This is a genomic window from Gordonia neofelifaecis NRRL B-59395 (genome assembly GCF_000192435.1).
In the GTDB taxonomy this organism is placed as follows: Bacteria; Actinomycetota; Actinomycetes; order Mycobacteriales; family Mycobacteriaceae; genus Gordonia; species Gordonia neofelifaecis.
On record NZ_AEUD01000001.1, the window covers coordinates 120,496 to 137,002 of the forward strand.

Sequence of the window (16,507 nt, forward strand, 5' to 3'; positions counted from 1 at the left end):
TTACCGCAAGGTCTCGATTATCGCACTGAAGTCGAGCCCGCCGTGTTCGGCCGCGAACTCGTCGTACAGCTTCGCCGCGTGCGTGCCGAGCGGAGCGGTGGCCCCGGTCGCACCGACCGCGTCCATCGCGAGGTGCAGATCCTTGTTCATCAACGACGTCGCGAATCCCGGCTGGAACTGATTGCCGGACGGTGCGGACTCGACGGGACCGGGCACGGGACAGTTCGCCGAGAGCGCCCAGCAGTTGCCCGTCGCGCCCGTGACGACGTCGTACAGCGCCTGGTCCGACAGCCCCAGCTTCTCGGCGAGCGTGAACGCCTCGCCGACGACGATCTGCTGGACCGCGAGGATCATGTTGTTGCAGAGTTTGGCGGCCTGACCGTTGCCGGATCCGCCGCACGGCACCACCTTGCCGGCCATCGGGGCGAGGATGGGCTGTGCGGCGGCGAGGGCGGCCTCGTCGCCGCCGACCATGAACGCGAGTGTGCCCGCGACCGCGCCCTTCACGCCACCGGACACCGGAGCGTCGAGCTGCATCAAACCGGCGCCGGTCGCCAGGTCGTGCACGGCCCGCGCGTCCTCCACCGAGATCGTCGAGCTGTCGATGAACAGCTGGCCCGGCGTCGCGTGCGGCAGGACGGCGTCGTAGACGGCGCGGACGGCGGCACCGCTGGGCAGCATGGTGATCACCGCGTCGGCGCCGGCGACCGCGTCCTCAGCCGACGCGGCGGCGCGGACTCCGGTGGCGACCGCGGCTTCGAGGAGGTCGGGGACGAGGTCGAAGCCGATCACCTGGTGTCCGCCCTTGACCAGATTGGCGGCCATGGGTCCACCCATGTGTCCCAGGCCGAGGAAAGCGATTGTGCTCATCGGGTGCCCTTTCCGGACGTGACCCGCTGCGCCTCGGCGCGGCCGATCACCATCCGCATGATCTCGTTGGTTCCTTCAAGGATGCGATTCACCCGCAGGTCGCGGACGATCTTCTCGATACCGGTCTCGTGCAGGTAGCCGTAGCCGCCGTGCAGCTGCAGCGCCTGATCGGCCACCGTGAAGCAGTTCTCGGTGACGAAGCGTTTCGCCATGGCGCACAGCTCGACCTTGTCGGGGTCGTCGGCGTCGAGCGCCTCCGCGGCGCGCCACAGCATCAGCCGGGAGGCCTCGAGCGAAGTGGCCATCTCGGCGAGGGTCGCGGCGATGGTCGGCTCGGCGATCAACGGCCCGCCGAAGGCCTCCCGCTCGGTCGCGTACACCAGGGCCTGGTCGTAGGCGGACTGTGCGCCGCCCATCGAGCACGCGGCGATGTTCAGTCGACCGCCGTTCAGCCCGTTCATCGCAATGGAGAAGCCGGTGCCCTGACCGTCCGGGCCGCCGAGCATCGCGTCGGCGGGGACCCGCACGTCGTCGAAGACCACCTGCGCCGTCGGCTGGTTGTGCCACCCCATCTTGGCCTCCGGCGGCCCGAAAGACAGTCCCGGAGTTCCCTTCTCGACCACGAAGGTGGAGATGCCGCGGGCCCCGGCGTCGCCGGTGCGAGCCATCACCACGTAGACGTCCGAGACACCGCCACCCGAGATGAACTGCTTGCTCCCGCGCAGGACGAAGTGGTCGCCGTCGCGTCGCGCAGAGGTCGACAGCGCCGCCGCGTCCGATCCGGCACCCGGTTCGGTGAGGCAGTAGCTGGCGATCGATTCCATCGACGCCATCGCGGGCACCCACCGCTTGCGCTGCTCCGGGGTGCCGTAGGTGTCGACCATCCAGGTGCACATGTTGTGGATGGAGAGGAATGCCGCCGTGACCGGATCGGCCTTGGCGAGCTCCTCGAAGATCCGGACGCCGTCGATCCGGCGCAGACCGGAGCCGCCGACGTCCTCGCTGGTGTAGATCCCGGCCATCCCGAGCGAAGCCGCCTCGCGCATCTCGTCGACCGGGAAGTGCGCTGTCGCATCCCATTCCAGCGAGTACGGAGCGAGTCGCTTGCGGGCGAAGTCGCGGGCCGCTTCGACGACGATCCGGTCGTCGTCCGGCAGTTTCGGGTAGGGCATGTCGTCCTTGTCTCGCGGTGGTCCGGCGGTCAGTGCATCTGCGGCATGGCGAAGTCGGCGCCTTCCTTGATGCCCGACGGCCAGCGCGAGGTGACGGTCTTGGTCTTGGTGTAGAACATGATCGACGCCGGGCCGTGCTGGTTCAGATCACCGAATCCGGAGCGCTTCCAGCCGCCGAACGTGTGGTAGGCCACCGGGACCGGGACGGGGACGTTCACGCCGACCATGCCGACCTCGACGCGCGAGGTGAAGTCACGGGCGGTGTCGCCGTCGCGGGTGAAGATCGAGACACCGTTGCCGTACTCGTGCTCGGTCGGCAGGGCGAGCGCCTCCTCGTAGTCGTGGGCGCGCACGATGGTGACCACCGGGCCGAAGATCTCGTCGGTGTAGATCGACATGTCCTTGGTGACGTGATCGAACAGCGTCGGACCCACGTAGTAGCCGCCGGAGAGGTCCGCGTCCTCGAAGGTCTCGTCCGTCGCGCCCTTGCCGCGGCCGTCGACGACGATCTCGGCGCCTGCCGAGACGCCCTGCTCGATGTAATCGAGGACGCGATCGCGCGCGGCGGAGGTGATCAGCGGACCGTAGTCGGCCTTGGGGTCGTGGCTGTGTCCGACACGGAGTGCTTCGATCCGCTCGACGAGCTTGGCGCGCAACGCGTCCGCGGTGGCGTCGCCGATCGGGACGGCGACGGAGATCGCCATGCAGCGTTCGCCCGCGGCACCGTAGCCCGCGCCGACGAGCGCGTCGGCGGCCTGGTCGAGGTCGGCGTCCGGCGCGATGATCATGTGGTTCTTGGCACCGCCGAAGCACTGGCTCCGCTTGCCGTTCGCCGCCGCGGTCTCGTAGATGTACTGCGCGATGTCGGACGAGCCGACGAAGCCCACGGCCTTGACGTCCGGGTTCGCCAGCAGCGCGTCCACGGCGGTCTTGTCCCCGTGGACCACCTGGAACACACCGTCGGGCAGGCCGGCCTCGGTGAACAACTCGGCGAGGCGGACCGGCACCGAGGGGTCGCGCTCCGACGGCTTCAGAATGAAGGCGTTGCCGCAGGCCAGTGCGGGTCCGGCCTTCCAGAGCGGGATCATCGCGGGGAAGTTGAACGGCGTGATGCCCGCGACCACGCCGAGGGGCTGGCGCATCGAGTACACGTCGATCCCGGCGCCCGCTCCCTCGCTGTACTCGCCCTTGAGCAGATGGGGGATCCCGATCGCGAACTCGATGACCTCGAGGCCGCGCTGGACGTCGCCGCGTGCGTCGGCGAGGGTCTTGCCGTGTTCGCTCGACAGGAGTTCGGCGAGCTCGTCCATGTTCTGGTTCACCAGGTCGACGAACTTCATCAGCACCCGAGCGCGCCGCTGAGGGTTGTACCCGGCCCAGGTCGGCTGTGCTCGTTTGGCGATCGCGACGGCGTCGTCGACCTCCGCGGCGGTCGCGAGCGGCACCGTCGCCTGAACCGTCCCCGTGCTGGGGTCGTAGACGTCGGCGGTGGCGCCGGTCGCGGCGACGTGAGCGCCGTTCAGGTAGTGATCGATGGTCCGCAATGCAGTCATGCGCCGTCCTTCCAGAGACTCCGTGGGTGACGTGAACCACGATATACTTGGATGTCCAAGTAATTCAAGAGTCGGCTGCCCCGACACGGGAGCACTCGCCTCATGCGCACAGGATTGACCGCTCAGCCGCGATCTCCCCGAAATAGGGGATCTCGGAGCTGAGCGGTCAATCCTGTGCGGACGACTCCGTCAGCGGCCCTTCCACTCGGGTTCGCGCTTCTGGGCGAACGCCGTGAGTCCCTCCCGGAAGTCCTCGGACACCAGCACGGTGTCGAGGACGGACATGCTGTCGAGTGTGGCGCGCACGGCGTCGGGCTCCGATTCGGCGGCCGCCATCGCGGACAGGGACGCGCGGACGGCGATCGGCGACCCTGCGAGCAGTTCGCGGGCGACGCCGCGAGCGGTGTCCATCACCTCACCGTGCGCAGCGACCCGCGAGACGAGGCCGTGGGCGGCGGCCTGCGCCGCGTCGAGCCTGCGGCCGGTCAGGATCATGTCGCGTGCCAGCGCCGGCGGCAGCACGCGGGGGAGACGCACCAATCCGCCGGCGGCCGCGGCGAGACCGACCCGCACTTCGGGGAGCCCGAACGAGGCGTGCTCGTCCGCGACGATCAGGTGGCAGGCGAGCGCGACCTCCAGCCCGCCGCCGAGTGCATATCCGTTGACCGCGGCGATCACCGGCTTCGGCAGCTCCCGCCGGGTGGTCAGACCTGCGAATCCGTTGGCGGGCACCGAGAGTCCGCCGGCCGTGGAACCGGCGCCGAGATCGTTGCCCGCGGAGAACGCCTTGTCGCCCGCTCCGGTGAGGATCGCGACCCACAGGTCCGGGTCGGCGAAGTACGCGTCGAAGACGGCGTCGAGCTCGGCGTTCGTGACCGGACTCATCGCATTTCGGGCCTCGGGGCGGTCGATGGTCACTTCGAGGATGTGGCCGTCGCGGCGGACGCGCAGGTGCTCGTACTGCTCGGCGAATCCGACCGCGGGCCGCGGATGGCGGTCGTCCAGTGCGTCTCGTGTGAGTGCGACGTGGTTGCGACCGGCCCCGGACCGGCTGAAGACGGGTGTGCCGATCGGGTCGTCGTCGGCCGACAGCAGCGCCACCAGCTCCGGGTCATCGGCCGTCGCGACGAAGCGGGAGCCGTCGTCGAGTCTGCCGACGACGGTCGCGCCGGGGGCGGCACCGTCGGGGTCGATCACGACGAATGACTCGATGGTCGCGGGGCCGTTCGGATACCGGGTGACTGCGACGGTCGGAGCCGTGTCGAGTTCACGCTGCAGACCGGCAGAGGTCGAGGCACGCCAGGAGACGGGCGACGTCGAGTACACGCCGACGGAGTACTTGCTGAGGACGCCGCCGTTCGCGGCGACCAGTCCGAACGAACCCGGTCGCCGACGGGCGCGGGCGACGATCTCGGCGATCGCGTGCATCGAGTAGTTGTTGCCGGGTCCGCCGAAGTAGGGGAGTCCGCCGGTCACTGTGAGCCCGCGCGGGTCGTCGGGTTCGAGTCCGAGGTCTTCGCACACGTGCGACACCGCGACCGGGAAACAGCTGTACAGGTCGAGGTCCGCGAGGTCGTCGATCCCGATGCGCGCGAGCCGCAGGGCCTCGTGGACCGCAGCCGTCGACGCCGGTCCGCGTGACAGGTCGGGCCGGGACAGCAGGGGGCGTTCGCGGGTGTCGGCGTGGCCGTGGAGGAAGACCCACCGGTCCGCCGGAATGCCCGCAGCGGTGGCCGCGGCTACCGACATCAGCACCACCGCAGCAGCCTGATTGACGTGATCGCGCGCGACCATCCGTCGCGTGTACGGCACCGACACCCGTCGATTCCGCGGGGTGACGACCGCGATGTCCTCGGCGGAGAAGGCCTCGGGCGCAGCCGAATACGGGTTCTCCGCCGCCACCGTGCTCATCGGTGCCAGCCATTCGCCCATCGATCGCGCGTAGTCCTCGGCGGACGCCCCGAGTCGGTGCCTGCGCGCGTTCTCGACGATCGAGTACTGCGAGATCGGAATGACCACACCGTGTTTCACCTCTTCCACCGAGGTGAGACCGCCGATGGAGTATCCGCGGTCCTCCAGCTGACCGCCGATGGATTCGCTGAAATCCGTTGTGGTGCCGTTCTTCTGGGCATGACGCACGGTCGACATGATTTCGGCGCCGAACAGCACGACCGCCTCACACCGGCCGGCGGCGATCTCCGCGCCGAACTCGTTCACCAGATGCTGGGGACTCTGGCCCCCGGTGACCGCCTCGACGGCGCGTCGCGGATCCATGCCGGTACGCGCCGCGACCGCGCGGGGCATGTTGTCCGGCCTGCCGAAGGGGGAGTGCGACGCCGGACTCGACTTCTCGAACGACCGCACGGCCACCGCGACGTCGATGGACGCGGGCGGCGCGCCTGTCTCGGCCCCGGCGTCGGCGAAGGCCGCGGCCACCGCGCGGGCGGCGAGATCGGCTTCTCCGAGGGCCGCGTAGTCGGCGTCGTCGATGCGTTCGGCCGCCTGGCCCACCCCTACGATGACGGGAGTGGAGGGGTCGAGTTCATCGACACGGAGGGTGGGAATCGAGATGCCGGACAAGTCCGCCGCCTTTCCGGCGCCGCGGCCGCGGCGCCTGACACTGCTCCGCATTATGCCCACGTTGCCATCAGCCGATGGCAGGGAGGTCTCATGAGCCCGCTCACGCCGCCGGACGCTGCGATGTACTGGCGGTCCCTGACCGCGGCCACCGATCAGTACCTGCTGTACGCCTTCGCCGCCACAGACGCTCCGGTGTCCGCCCTGGTCGAGCGACTGAGCGCGCGGGCCCGCGGGATCGCCGATCTCAACCTGACGGTGGAGCCGGTGCCGGGTGACCTCGACTATCCGCGGTGGCAGCCGTCGCCCGTCGCCGCCGACCAGTTCCGCACGTACGACGTGACCACCTGGGACGACTGTCTCCGGTCGGTCGCTGACCTGATGGCGACGCCGCGGCGCGCCGCGGACGCGCTGTGGCGGGTCCACATCTTCGGTCAGCTCGTCGGCGTGCCCGAGGCGCGGGGCGGACCCGCGAACGTCGTCGTGCTGCAGATCTCGCATGCGCTGGGCGACGGTCGTCGGGTGTCGGCGATCGCGCGGCGGCTCCTGTCCGACGGAGAGCCCGACCCGCCGCCGCGCGCGGCACGCCTGCCCGCGGCGGTGGTGGCCGGGGTCGGCGCGGCGACCACCCTCCCCAGGCTCGCGGTCGGCACGGCGGCCGGAATGGCCGCATGGCGCAAGCAGTCTCGCCGTCGCGGTCGGATCGATTCGCCGGTCGCACCGATCGAGCCGACGGTGCTGAACCTCCCGGACTCGGGACGGATCGAGCTCCGCACACTCACTCTTCGCCGGGCGGCGGTGCGAGAACTCGGGCCGTCGGTCACGCTCGGGATACTCGTCGCGGTGGCCGAGGTCCTGCCCGCATTCGGCGGAGCGACCCGCGACGGTCGCGTCGTCGTCGAACTCACCGTCGCCCGTGACTCCCGGAATCGGCAGCGCAACGACTTTCACACGGTCCCGATCGACCTCGACGCGGGACTCGGACGGGCCGAACGCGCGGCGTCGATCGGCAGGCAGATCGGCGCGGCCCGACGTCGGGACGACGACCCGGCCAACGTCGCGGCCCGCCGTGCGGCGGCCGCGGCACCGGCAGTCCTCGAGGCACTGGCGGTACGACTGTCCGCGACCGGCCCGATTCCGGACCGCGTGGCGGGGGCGACCGTCGTCTCGTCGGTGAACCGAGGTGCCGGAGACTTGGTCCTGGCGGGTGGGCGAGTGCTGTTCACCGCGGGTTTCCCGGCCCTGTCGACGGTGCACGGGATGACGCACGGTGTGCACGGGATCGGCGACACGGTGACCGTGTCGATCGCCGCGCGGGGTGCTGCCGCGCACCGAATCGACGGCTACCTGGCGGCGTTGCGGGCGGCGTTGGCCTAAGCTCAGGCGACGAATCGGGCGTGCGCGTAGCCTTCAGACATGACTGCTTATGTGACAGAGAACCCATCAACCGGCGCCGTCGAACGCGAGTTCCCGACCATCTCGGACGAGCAGATCGATCCGATCCTGCAGCGCGCTGACGGGGCCTACCGTGACTGGCGGAAGACGCCGATCGAACAGCGGGTGCAGATGCTCCGCGACACCGCCGCCGCCTACCGCGAGCGGGCCGCGGAGCTCGCGTCGATCGTCACCACGGAGATGGGCAAACCGACCAATCAGGGCCTCGGTGAACTGGCGCTCACCGCGATGATCTACGACTGGTACGCCGAGAACGGACCGGGCCTCCTCGAGACCCAGCAGCTGGACCCGCAGGGCGCCGCGGAGTCGATCGTCACGCGCACCCCGATCGGGCCGATCCTCGGCATCATGCCCTGGAACTTCCCGTACTACCAGGTGGCCCGCTTCGTGGCACCGAACCTGTTGCTGGGCAACACGATCATCCTGAAGCACGCGCCCATCTGTGCGGCGTCGTCGGAGGCGATGGCGGAGATCGCCCACGCCGCGGGCGTCCCCGAGGACGCGTACATCAACATCTTCGCCACCAATGAGCAGATCGCCACGATGATCGCCGACCGCCGGGTCCAGGGTGTCTCCCTGACCGGTTCGAGCCGCGCCGGTGCCGCGGTCGCCGAGGTCGCGGCCCGCAACCTGAAGAAGTCCGTTCTCGAGCTCGGCGGCTCCGACCCGTTCATCGTGCTCGACACGCCGGACGTCGCAGCGCTCGCCGCGGGTGCCGCGGCGATGCGCACCATGAACGCCGGTCAGGCCTGTAACTCGCCGAAGCGGTTCATCGTCGACGAGTCGATCTACGACGACTTCGTCACCAACCTGACCGCCGCCATCTCGAACCTGGCCGTCGGCGATCCGGCCGACGCCGGCACCAACGTGGGGCCGCTGTCGTCGGTCACCGCCCGCGACAACGTCGTCAAGCAGGTCGCCGAGGCGGTCGCGCAGGGTGCCACGCTGCACACCGGCGGCGAGGCCCTCGACGGTCCCGGCGCGTTCATGGCGCCCGCCGTCATCACCGACGTGACGCCTGAGATGAACCTCTACCGCGAGGAGATCTTCGGTCCCGTGGCGGTCGTCTACAAGTTCTCGTCCGTCGACGACGCGGTCGAGCTGGCGAACGACGTCGACTACGGCCTGTCCGGATCGGTGTGGAGCGCCGACGTCGACGCCGCGCAGGCCGTCGCCGATCGCCTCGACGTCGGCATGGCGATGGTCAACGAGCACGGCACGACGTTGCCGGGCCTGCCGTTCGGCGGCGTCAAGCAGTCCGGGTACGGACGCGAACTCGGGCAGTGGGGCCTCGGCGAGTTCGCCAACGTCCGGCTGCGCCGCACCGCGAAGTAGCCCGGGCACGAACGGAAGGCGCCGGATCAGCAATGCTGATCCGGCGCCTTCGACGCTGTCGGTGGTGTCAGTCGCGGCCCGGGTAACGGCTGGCGGCGTCGTCGGCCGGGTCGCCGGGCAGCTGGGGCCGAGTGGTCGGCGATGTCCCCCCACCGTTGGCGTATCCGCCGCGGGTGAGGCGCTTGGGCAGCCGGTCGGCGAGGCCGCCGATCGGGGCGACCGATGCGTTGAGCAGTTCCACGACCTCGTTGAGGTGATCGACGGTCTCCTGCATCGCCGCGAGGTTCGGCGGCAGGGAGGCGAGCGTCTCGGACAACTCGGTGAACTTGTCGAGCGGTCCGCCCGGGGCGATCAGCTTCTCGAGCGCACCGTCGGCGCCCAGGAGCTGGTCGAGCAGTCCTTCGTCGCTCGCCGCGCGGTCGAGCACACCGTCGGGCTGGGAGAGCTTCTCGAGCACACCGTCGGGCGCGGTCAGCTTGTCGACGATGCCGCCCTCCGAGGTCAGGCGTTCCAGGATGCCCTCGTTCTCGGTGAACTGGTCGACGACGCCGCCTTCGCGGGTCAGGCGGTCCAGCGGGCCGTCTTTGGCCGCCAGCCGCATCAGAATGCCCTTCTCATCGGTCATCTGATCGAGCAGACCGCCGCGTTCAGTGAGCTTCTCCAGCAGACCGTCGGGCGCGGTGAGCCGGTCGATGACCCCGTCGGGCTGGATCAGCCTGTCGAGCGGCCCGCCGTTGGCGAGGATCCGGCCGAACGGACGGTCCGGGCTCAGCAGATCCGCGACCTGACTCAGAATCGTCAAAGGTGCACGGACGGTGGCGATCTCACTGCCATCCCTGATGCCGAGCATCGAGTTCACTTCACTCTCGACGCTTTCGGCGGTGAGCCGGGCGACGTTGACGACCGACTCGACGGTCGACAGTGCGATCCCCGCTGTCGCGAAGCCGATACGCAGCGGAATCTTGACCGCCGTCCGGACTTCTTTCGCACCATTATTCATGGGTGAAGATTGTAGCCTCAGCTACTTCTTGGCTGCAGCCTTCGCCGCCTTCTTGAAGTCGCGGACGCGTTGCAGGGAGTCGGGATCGGTGACGTCCGCCACCGATCGGTAGCCTGTGCGCCCGTAATCGCCGGTCACCTTCGTCCAGCCGCGCGGCTTGACGTCGAGTTGTTTGGCCAGCAGCGCGACGAAGATCTTCGCCTTCTGCTCGCCGAAGCCGGGCAGGGCACGGACTCGGGCGAACAATTCCTCGCCGGTCCGCGCCGTGGTCCAGATCGCCGCCGTGTCACCGTCGTACTCGTCGACGATCAGGCGGGCCAGTTCCTGGATGCGACCGGCCATCGAGCGACCGTAGCGATGCACTGCGGGAGGAGTCGCACACAGGTCGGCGAACGACTCGGGGTCGGCGTCGGCGATGGCGACGGGATCCAGCGTGCCGAATCGTTCGAGGACCTTCGCCGGGCCGGCGAAGGCGCGCTCCATCGGGAACTGCTGGTCGAGCAGCATTCCGGTGACCAGTGCGAAGGCATCGGTCGACAGCAGTTCGTCGGCGGTCGGATCCTGGGCGATCTGGAGTTTGGCCATGGTGTCCATGCTAAGGGTCGGGGTCCCACCGGCCATCGCCTTCGCCGCACAGCGTGCCGACCGTCCGCGCAGCGCAACGGATCGGCGGCACCCCGAGAGAAGTCCCGCCAGACGCCGCGTGCGGCTGTCACACTCCTTGCATGCGTAGTGAAGACTGCTCTGCGACGAGACCGGGCCGACGAGTGCGACGCAGGAGGGGGGTGCTGGCGACCGGGGCCGCCGTCGCGGTCCTCGCCGCCGGATTCGCTGCCGTCCCGCAGGCCGCGGCCGCGCCCTACGGGGCGCAGTACGTGCGGTCGATCCGGTGCGACAGCCCCAACCCGTGGCCGGGCCCGCGACTGCCGATCATCGTCGACGTCTACACCGGTGGACCGTTCCCGACAGACGGACTGCCGGGTCCGGCCATCAGCTTGTCGGCGAACAATCCCGGCGGCGTGGGCCAGGTGCTCGAGTTGACGTCGCTGATCACGGTGGACTGGCGGAATCTCGACACCGGCCGCACCGGCTCGGTCCGGGTTCCGACACGCTCACACGCCGCGAACTGGGACGTCGTCCTGCATCCGGGACACGGCCGGGTGGCGTTCACCGTCCACCAGAAGATCGGCGCGATGGCGTTCAACCCGATGGTGAACCCACAGTTCTCGTCCTGTCGCGGGACGGCAGTCGCATGACGTCGGCGACGGCGGGGCACAGCGAGGTCCCGTTCCTTCGGGTCCTCGGGGTCTCGTCGGCCGCGGCGGTGGGCGGCTTCCTCTTCGGTTTCGACAGCTCGGTGGTCAACGGGGCGGTCGATGCGATCCAGGGGGAGTTCGGCCTGTCGGACCTGGTGACCGGAGTGGCCGTCGCGATCGCGCTGCTCGGCTGCGCGCTGGGCGCCTGGTTCGCCGGTCGTCTCGCCGACCGGTGGGGTCGCAAGAAGGTCATGCTGCTCGGTTCCGCGCTGTTCATCGCGTCGTCGATCGGAGCCGGGCTGACGCAGACCGTCTGGGATCTGATGCTCTGGCGCCTGATCGGCGGGCTCGGCATCGGCATCGCCTCGGTGATCGCGCCCGCCTACATCGCCGAGATCGCCCCGGCCAAGTTCCGCGGTGCGCTCGGTTCGATGCAGCAGCTCGCGATCACGCTGGGCATCTTCGCTGCACTGCTTTCCGACGCGGTGCTCGCCGACAGTGCCGGCGCGGCCGCGAACACCCTGTGGTTCGGGATGGAGGCATGGCGCTGGATGTTCATCGTCGGCGTCGTGCCGGCTGTCGTGTACGGCGTGCTGTCGTTGACGATCCCGGAGTCGCCGCGCTACCTGGTCGGTCGTGGCCGGGACGCCGAGGCCGCGCAGATCCTCGCCCATGTGACCGGCGAACCCGATCCCGATGGCCGGGTCAAGCAGATCCACGACACCGTGAAGCTCGAATCCGCGGCGTCCATGAAGGACATCGCGGGGCCGGCCTTCGGTCTGCACCCGCTGGTCTGGGTCGGTATCTGGCTTGCGGTTTTTCAGCAGTTCGTCGGTATCAATGCGATCTTCTACTACTCGACGACACTGTGGCAGTCGGTCGGGTTCTCCGAATCGGCGTCGTTCGTGACGTCGGTGATCACGGCGGTGATCAACGTCGTGATGACCTTCGTGGCGATCGGCTTCGTCGACCGGGTCGGCCGTCGCCTGCTGCTTCTGGTCGGATCGGTCGGCATGTTCGTCGGGCTGGTGATGGCCGCGATCGCCTTCACTCAGGTCTACGACGCGGTCGACGACAAGGGGGAGACGGTGTCGATGCTCCCGACCAGCTGGGGTGTCCTGGCGTTGATCGGCGCCAATCTGTTCGTCGTCGCCTTCGCCGCGAGCTGGGGCCCGGTGATGTGGGTGATGCTCGGTGAGATGTTCCCCAACCGGTTCCGGGCCGTGGCCCTCGGCCTGTGCACAGCCGTGAACTGGATCTCGAACTTCATCATCTCGCTGATGTTCCCGGCGGCGATGGGCTGGGTCGGCCCGGCCCTGGTGTACACCTTCTTCGCCGTCTGCGCGGCGCTGTCGTTCTTCTACGTGCGTGCGCGCGTCCCCGAGACCAAGGGGATGGAGCTCGAGGAGATGGGCTGACCGCTGGGAATCGGCCCCAGGTCGGTCGAGGTCGGTCGAGTGAACCCGCAGGTTGGTCGAGTAAGTCGAGGAACGCAGTGACGAGACGCATCGAGACCGGGATTATTGGGGGTCTCGATGCGCGTCGTCACTGCGTTCCTCCGCTTACTCGACCAACCTGGCGGCGCTTACTCGACCGACGTAGGGCGGCGCTTGCTTGACCGACTTGGGGCGGCGCCTACTCGACCTGGGCGGCTCGTTCTCGGCCGATGGGGCGGCGAGACGGTCAGAAGAGGCCGTCGATGAAGGCGTCGACGGCGGACTGCTCCTGCCGCTCGCCGTCGGCCTCGCTGCCGGTCAGATAGGTGCTCATCTTGACCTTGTTGCTGGTCAGCTGCGATTCGGTGATGTACCGAAGTGAGCTGGGGACGACCACGGTCGGGTCGACCAGGCGCTGACTCATCAGGATCGGCCGGTTGAAGCCGTGAGCCGGGATCGCGAGCGACTTGCGAAGCGCCGAGGCCAGTTTGGCGTCGGAGGCGAGCGGCTTGCTGACCAGCTCTGCCAGGGGAGTGTCGCCCACCTCCTTGATCAACGCGCTGGTGCACAGCTTCTGGGCCTTCTGCACCAGCGCGGCCCCGCGCGGCGACAGGATCGGTGCGAGGGCCTCCTGATCCTGGGACGCGAGCGTGTACAGCACGTCCGCGACCACCGCACTCGGCACGGCGGCCGACGATGGGCTGAGGCCGGCGACGACGTCGTCGTAGCCCGCGGGGATGCTGGATGCGGTGGCGCCGCGGAAGTCGAGCCTGCCGGTCTGCCACGACGTCGCGTTGCGGGCGAGCGACGTGGCCGCTGCCGCGCCCTGAGTGTTGCCGACGACGGCCCACTTCGGCGACAGCACCGACTCGCCGACGTCGGCGCCGGCGCGGACGGCGTCGACGATGTTGTGCGCGGTCGCATCGACGTCCGAGTACTGCGGTGATCCCGGTGCGCCGACGGCGGCGTAGTCCGGTGCGATGACCGCGTATCCGCGGCTGAGGAGGTGACTCACCGTGGCGCGGTCGTCGGCGCTGCGCCGGTTCGACGGCGCGCAGGAATCGCTCCAGCCGTCGGAACCGTGAGCCCAGACGACCACCGGCCAGCCTGCGGCCGGCGCGGCTCCCTTGGGCTCCATGAGAACGGCGGTCGACAGGTGCATGCGCTCGTCGGCGCCCTGCGACCAGTAGCTGTACTGCTGTCCGCTCGCCGCGCCGGCCACCAGATTCGGCGTGTCGACGGTTCGATTGGCGAACACCGAGCCCGCGGTCTGCCCGCCCGGTGCGGGGGCGGCGTTCTCGGGCTCGGCGAGCGCACGGGCGCCGGTCACGCCCCCGACGGCGAGCACGGCTGCCGTGGAGGTCACGACGAGGGTGCGGGCGAGCCGCTTCCGGGCGGTGATCATTATTCGGTCCTTTACGACGGGGCCACCGGAGACGGTGGCGAGATCAGGCGCCGACTGAATCGGCGCGGTCGGGGCGTCAGTTGGTCACAGAGCCGAGCGCGGGCAGGAAGAAGCAGGTGCGACCGGCCTTGGTGGTGGTGCCGAAGACTGCGGACAGGACGGTTCCCTTCCCGGTGTCGACGCGTGCGAGGCGCACCCCGTGGAAGTTCTCCGTGTCTGCGAGCAACTGCTTCAGCGGGCCGGCCGATGCGGACTCCGACAGCGGCTTGAGCTCGGCCAGGCCGCCCTTCAAAGTGGACGTGTTGAACCATGCCACCTGAAACTGATCGGAGTCGGGGTTGCTCGGCGGGACGAGGGCGTAGGCGGTCTGGCCGTCGCCGATGGCGGTCAGCAGGTCCTTCCCGCCCCCGGGGAGGAGCGACGAGAGAGCGGTGAGGACGTCGTTCTGCTTGCCTGCGGCGGTCGGCCACGGTCCGGGGACCGCGAGTGCGGGGGCCGTCGACAGTCCGAGCGGGTTGTCGGGGGTGGGGTCGGCGCAGAGTGGCGACACCGCAGGCGTCAGCAGGTTGGTGCCGGTGGCCTTCTGGAGAACCGTGAGGACGTCCGCGGCGGGTGTCTGGGCGGGTTCGGTCGCGGCGGCAGGCGCCGGTGCGGCGGGGCTGGTCAGACCGAGAGCGCTGAGTCCGAGCTTGTCGAGCCCGATACCGTCCAGCACCCCTGCACTGCCGAGGTACTTCGACGGGTCGAGCTGACCGTCTGAGGAGAGGATGGCGGTGATCGCGTCGACGGCCTGCTGGTCGCCGCCGGTCGCCTTCAGTTTGCGGAGGAGGTCGGCCAGCTGGGCGTCGCCGGGGATGGTCGGCAGCGTGGTGGTGCCGTCCGACTGCGGCGTGGTGGATTCGGGCGCCGTCGTTCCGGGGGCGGATTCGGGCGCGGTGGTGGCCGGTGCATCGGTGCCCGGCGTCGTGGTGGCGGGTGCGACCGTCTCGGGGGTCGAGGGTGCGGTCGGTTCGGCACCGGCGACGGCGGGCACGCTGAGTGCGGCCGCGGTGACGACGGAGAGCCCGGCGATGCCGAATCGGATCGATCGGTGCGTGCGTGTGGCCACGGTTTCCTCCCACGAAAGTGCAACTGTCACATGCAGGGGTGACCGATGTGACGGGTGTGACGAAAGTTTCTCATGTTAATAATGAGAATCCGTTGCTGGTTTTCTCAAGGAGCGAGTCCGAGTCGTTACCTGGCCGCGACCGGTCGGAGATGTCGGAGTTGGTGCGGCACTGGGGATTTCGCGTTCGACGCGAGATGGGTCACACAACGCGGACAGGGCCCCGGGCGGATGCCCGGGGCCCTGTCCGTGAAATACGGGGCGATCAGATGATCGCGGTGCCGATAGTCGGGGCGATCATGCACGAGACGGTCTTGCCCTTCGTCTTCGTGGTGACCGTGCCGTAGATGGTCGAGACGACGCGGCCGCGGCCGGTGTTGGCGATGCCGGTGAAGGTGCCCGGTCCCTTGACCGCGTTGATCTTCGGGTTCGGCAGCAGCGCCTGCTGGCCGGTCCGGCCGTTGTCGATGTTCAGCCAGGTGACGAAGAGCTTCTGTCCCGACTTGACCGCGGGGCCGGTGCCGAGGCTGGTGTACACGTAGCCGGCCTGACCGCGCTTCGGGCCCGGGGCCGGTGCGGCCTGCGGACCCGCCGTGGCGAGCGCCATGCCGACGGAGTTGCCGCCGCCCGGCATGCAGCCGAGGCCGATGGTCGGGTACAGGAACTGCTGGATCCGCGGCTTGTTCGGGCCGGTCGGGATGTCCGGGGCGTCGCTCTTCTTCTTCTCGGCGGCCGGGGTGGCGTCCAGCGACAGGGTCTTCGCGGCTTCCTTGGCGCCGGGCTCGCCGAGGAAATCGACCAGCGAGCGCCAGACGTCCTGGGCCTCGACCGGCACTGCTGGGTTGTCAGCGAGCTTGCGGACCTGGGCCAACAGGTCGGTGTTGACCTTGCCGTCGGAGTCGCGAGTCGCCGCCGAGCCGATCAGAGCGGGCGTGAGGGCGCCCAGGGACTCGAGGACCTCGGGCTCGACCTTCGGCGCGTGCGCGGCGTCGGGGATCGGCAACTCCTGCTGCGACGACGGGGCGTCGGCCGCCGGCTCCGCGGACGCGGTGGCGGGCATGAGCAGGGCGGGAGTGATGACTGCTGCCGCAGCGATGACGGCGGCGGTGCGGCGAGAGCGCGCGAGTCGCACAGCTGGATCCTCTTCGATCGACGAAAGGTGGTCTTCGAAGTGGAGTGTAGCCACAAACCCGTGAAACTACTGAGACGCGTGTGACAATTGTGACCTGAGTGATTTGGTTGATCTCGCTCGGCGTCGCGCGAGAATGCGGATACCCGCGCTCAACTGGTTAGATTCCCGTGAGGCGAGAAACCGGCGCGCCGGAGTCGATTCTCCGGGCGTC

At 69.3% G+C, this 16,507-nt stretch carries 13 protein-coding genes; 4 read left to right on the forward strand and 9 right to left on the reverse strand.

The window, feature by feature from the left end; all coding sequences use genetic code 11:
• The 4 genes from mmsB to SCNU_RS00715 all read right to left on the reverse strand — a co-directional run bounded on the left by mmsB (position 1) and on the right by SCNU_RS00715 (position 6,226).
• Positions 1–870 carry a 3-hydroxyisobutyrate dehydrogenase gene (mmsB, locus tag SCNU_RS00700; protein WP_040517287.1) on the reverse strand — a complete coding sequence of 290 codons (870 nt, stop codon included), beginning with the start codon at positions 868–870 and terminating at the stop codon, positions 1–3.
• A complete protein-coding gene (locus SCNU_RS00705) occupies positions 867–2,042 on the reverse strand; it encodes an acyl-CoA dehydrogenase family protein (protein ID WP_009677416.1) in 1,176 nt (391 codons plus the stop codon). Before SCNU_RS00705 ends, mmsB begins: the two co-directional genes overlap by 4 nt.
• Before the next feature lie 29 nt (positions 2,043–2,071).
• A complete protein-coding gene (locus SCNU_RS00710) occupies positions 2,072–3,595 on the reverse strand; it encodes a CoA-acylating methylmalonate-semialdehyde dehydrogenase (RefSeq protein WP_040517289.1) in 1,524 nt (507 codons plus the stop codon).
• A 189-nt stretch (positions 3,596–3,784) separates the two neighbouring features.
• Positions 3,785–6,226 carry an acetyl-CoA acetyltransferase gene (locus tag SCNU_RS00715; RefSeq protein WP_009677418.1) on the reverse strand — a complete coding sequence of 814 codons (2,442 nt, stop codon included), beginning with the start codon at positions 6,224–6,226 and terminating at the stop codon, positions 3,785–3,787.
• A 39-nt stretch (positions 6,227–6,265) separates the two neighbouring features.
• Here SCNU_RS00715 and SCNU_RS00720 point away from each other — a divergent pair, with 39 nt between their 5' ends.
• Together SCNU_RS00720 and SCNU_RS00725 are read left to right on the forward strand one after the other, a co-directional pair.
• On the forward strand, positions 6,266–7,549 hold the full coding sequence (locus SCNU_RS00720; protein WP_009677419.1) for a condensation domain-containing protein: 1,284 nt from the start codon (positions 6,266–6,268) through the stop codon (positions 7,547–7,549).
• A gap of 39 nt (positions 7,550–7,588) precedes the next feature.
• Positions 7,589–8,962 carry an aldehyde dehydrogenase family protein gene (locus tag SCNU_RS00725; protein ID WP_040517290.1) on the forward strand — a complete coding sequence of 458 codons (1,374 nt, stop codon included), beginning with the start codon at positions 7,589–7,591 and terminating at the stop codon, positions 8,960–8,962.
• A 67-nt stretch (positions 8,963–9,029) separates the two neighbouring features.
• On the opposite strand, the gene SCNU_RS00730 is transcribed toward SCNU_RS00725, so the two are convergent.
• Both SCNU_RS00730 and SCNU_RS00735 read right to left on the reverse strand, forming a co-directional pair.
• Positions 9,030–9,962 (reverse strand): hypothetical protein, encoded by a 933-nt coding sequence (locus SCNU_RS00730; RefSeq protein ID WP_009677421.1) that lies wholly within the window; start codon positions 9,960–9,962, stop codon positions 9,030–9,032.
• Between the two features lie 21 nt (positions 9,963–9,983).
• On the reverse strand, positions 9,984–10,547 hold the full coding sequence (locus SCNU_RS00735; protein WP_009677422.1) for an HhH-GPD-type base excision DNA repair protein: 564 nt from the start codon (positions 10,545–10,547) through the stop codon (positions 9,984–9,986).
• Between the two features lie 200 nt (positions 10,548–10,747).
• Between SCNU_RS00735 and SCNU_RS00740 the strand changes: the two genes are divergently transcribed.
• Together SCNU_RS00740 and SCNU_RS00745 are read left to right on the forward strand one after the other, a co-directional pair.
• A complete protein-coding gene (locus SCNU_RS00740) occupies positions 10,748–11,218 on the forward strand; it encodes a hypothetical protein (RefSeq protein WP_009677423.1) in 471 nt (156 codons plus the stop codon).
• Positions 11,215–12,636 (forward strand): sugar porter family MFS transporter, encoded by a 1,422-nt coding sequence (locus SCNU_RS00745; RefSeq protein ID WP_009677424.1) that lies wholly within the window; start codon positions 11,215–11,217, stop codon positions 12,634–12,636. The genes SCNU_RS00740 and SCNU_RS00745 overlap by 4 nt, the downstream gene beginning before the upstream one ends.
• 265 nt (positions 12,637–12,901) lie before the next feature.
• Here the strand turns inward: SCNU_RS00745 and SCNU_RS00750 are convergent, their stop codons facing one another.
• From SCNU_RS00750 to SCNU_RS00760, 3 genes are all read right to left on the reverse strand, one after another.
• Entirely contained in the window at positions 12,902–14,059 is a 1,158-nt protein-coding gene (locus tag SCNU_RS00750) for an alpha/beta hydrolase family protein (protein WP_009677425.1), read from the reverse strand.
• Between the two features lie 76 nt (positions 14,060–14,135).
• The gene (locus SCNU_RS00755) at positions 14,136–15,167 is read right to left on the reverse strand and encodes a superantigen-like protein SSL4 (RefSeq protein WP_009677426.1); all 1,032 of its coding nucleotides are present in this window, start codon (positions 15,165–15,167) and stop codon (positions 14,136–14,138) included.
• 262 nt (positions 15,168–15,429) lie between these two features.
• Complete coding sequence (locus SCNU_RS00760) at positions 15,430–16,296, reverse strand: Rv1157c family protein (protein WP_009677427.1); 867 nt, start codon at positions 16,294–16,296, stop codon at positions 15,430–15,432.
• Between the last annotated feature and the right edge of the window lie 211 nt (positions 16,297–16,507).

Excerpts from the sequence above, each read along its gene's own strand:
- SCNU_RS00735 (WP_009677422.1), bottom strand. The coding sequence starts at position 10,547 with ATGGCCAAACTCCAGATCGCCCAGGATCCGACCGCCGACGAACTGCTG.
- mmsB (WP_040517287.1), bottom strand. The coding sequence starts at position 870 with ATGAGCACAATCGCTTTCCTCGGCCTGGGACACATGGGTGGACCCATG.
- SCNU_RS00705 (WP_009677416.1), bottom strand. The coding sequence starts at position 2,042 with ATGCCCTACCCGAAACTGCCGGACGACGACCGGATCGTCGTCGAAGCG.
- SCNU_RS00730 (WP_009677421.1), bottom strand. The coding sequence starts at position 9,962 with ATGAATAATGGTGCGAAAGAAGTCCGGACGGCGGTCAAGATTCCGCTG.
- SCNU_RS00745 (WP_009677424.1), top strand. The coding sequence starts at position 11,215 with ATGACGTCGGCGACGGCGGGGCACAGCGAGGTCCCGTTCCTTCGGGTC.
- SCNU_RS00710 (WP_040517289.1), bottom strand. The coding sequence starts at position 3,595 with ATGACTGCATTGCGGACCATCGATCACTACCTGAACGGCGCTCACGTC.
- SCNU_RS00720 (WP_009677419.1), top strand. The coding sequence starts at position 6,266 with ATGAGCCCGCTCACGCCGCCGGACGCTGCGATGTACTGGCGGTCCCTG.
- SCNU_RS00750 (WP_009677425.1), bottom strand. The coding sequence starts at position 14,059 with ATGATCACCGCCCGGAAGCGGCTCGCCCGCACCCTCGTCGTGACCTCC.
- SCNU_RS00715 (WP_009677418.1), bottom strand. The coding sequence starts at position 6,226 with ATGCGGAGCAGTGTCAGGCGCCGCGGCCGCGGCGCCGGAAAGGCGGCG.
- SCNU_RS00725 (WP_040517290.1), top strand. The coding sequence starts at position 7,589 with ATGACTGCTTATGTGACAGAGAACCCATCAACCGGCGCCGTCGAACGC.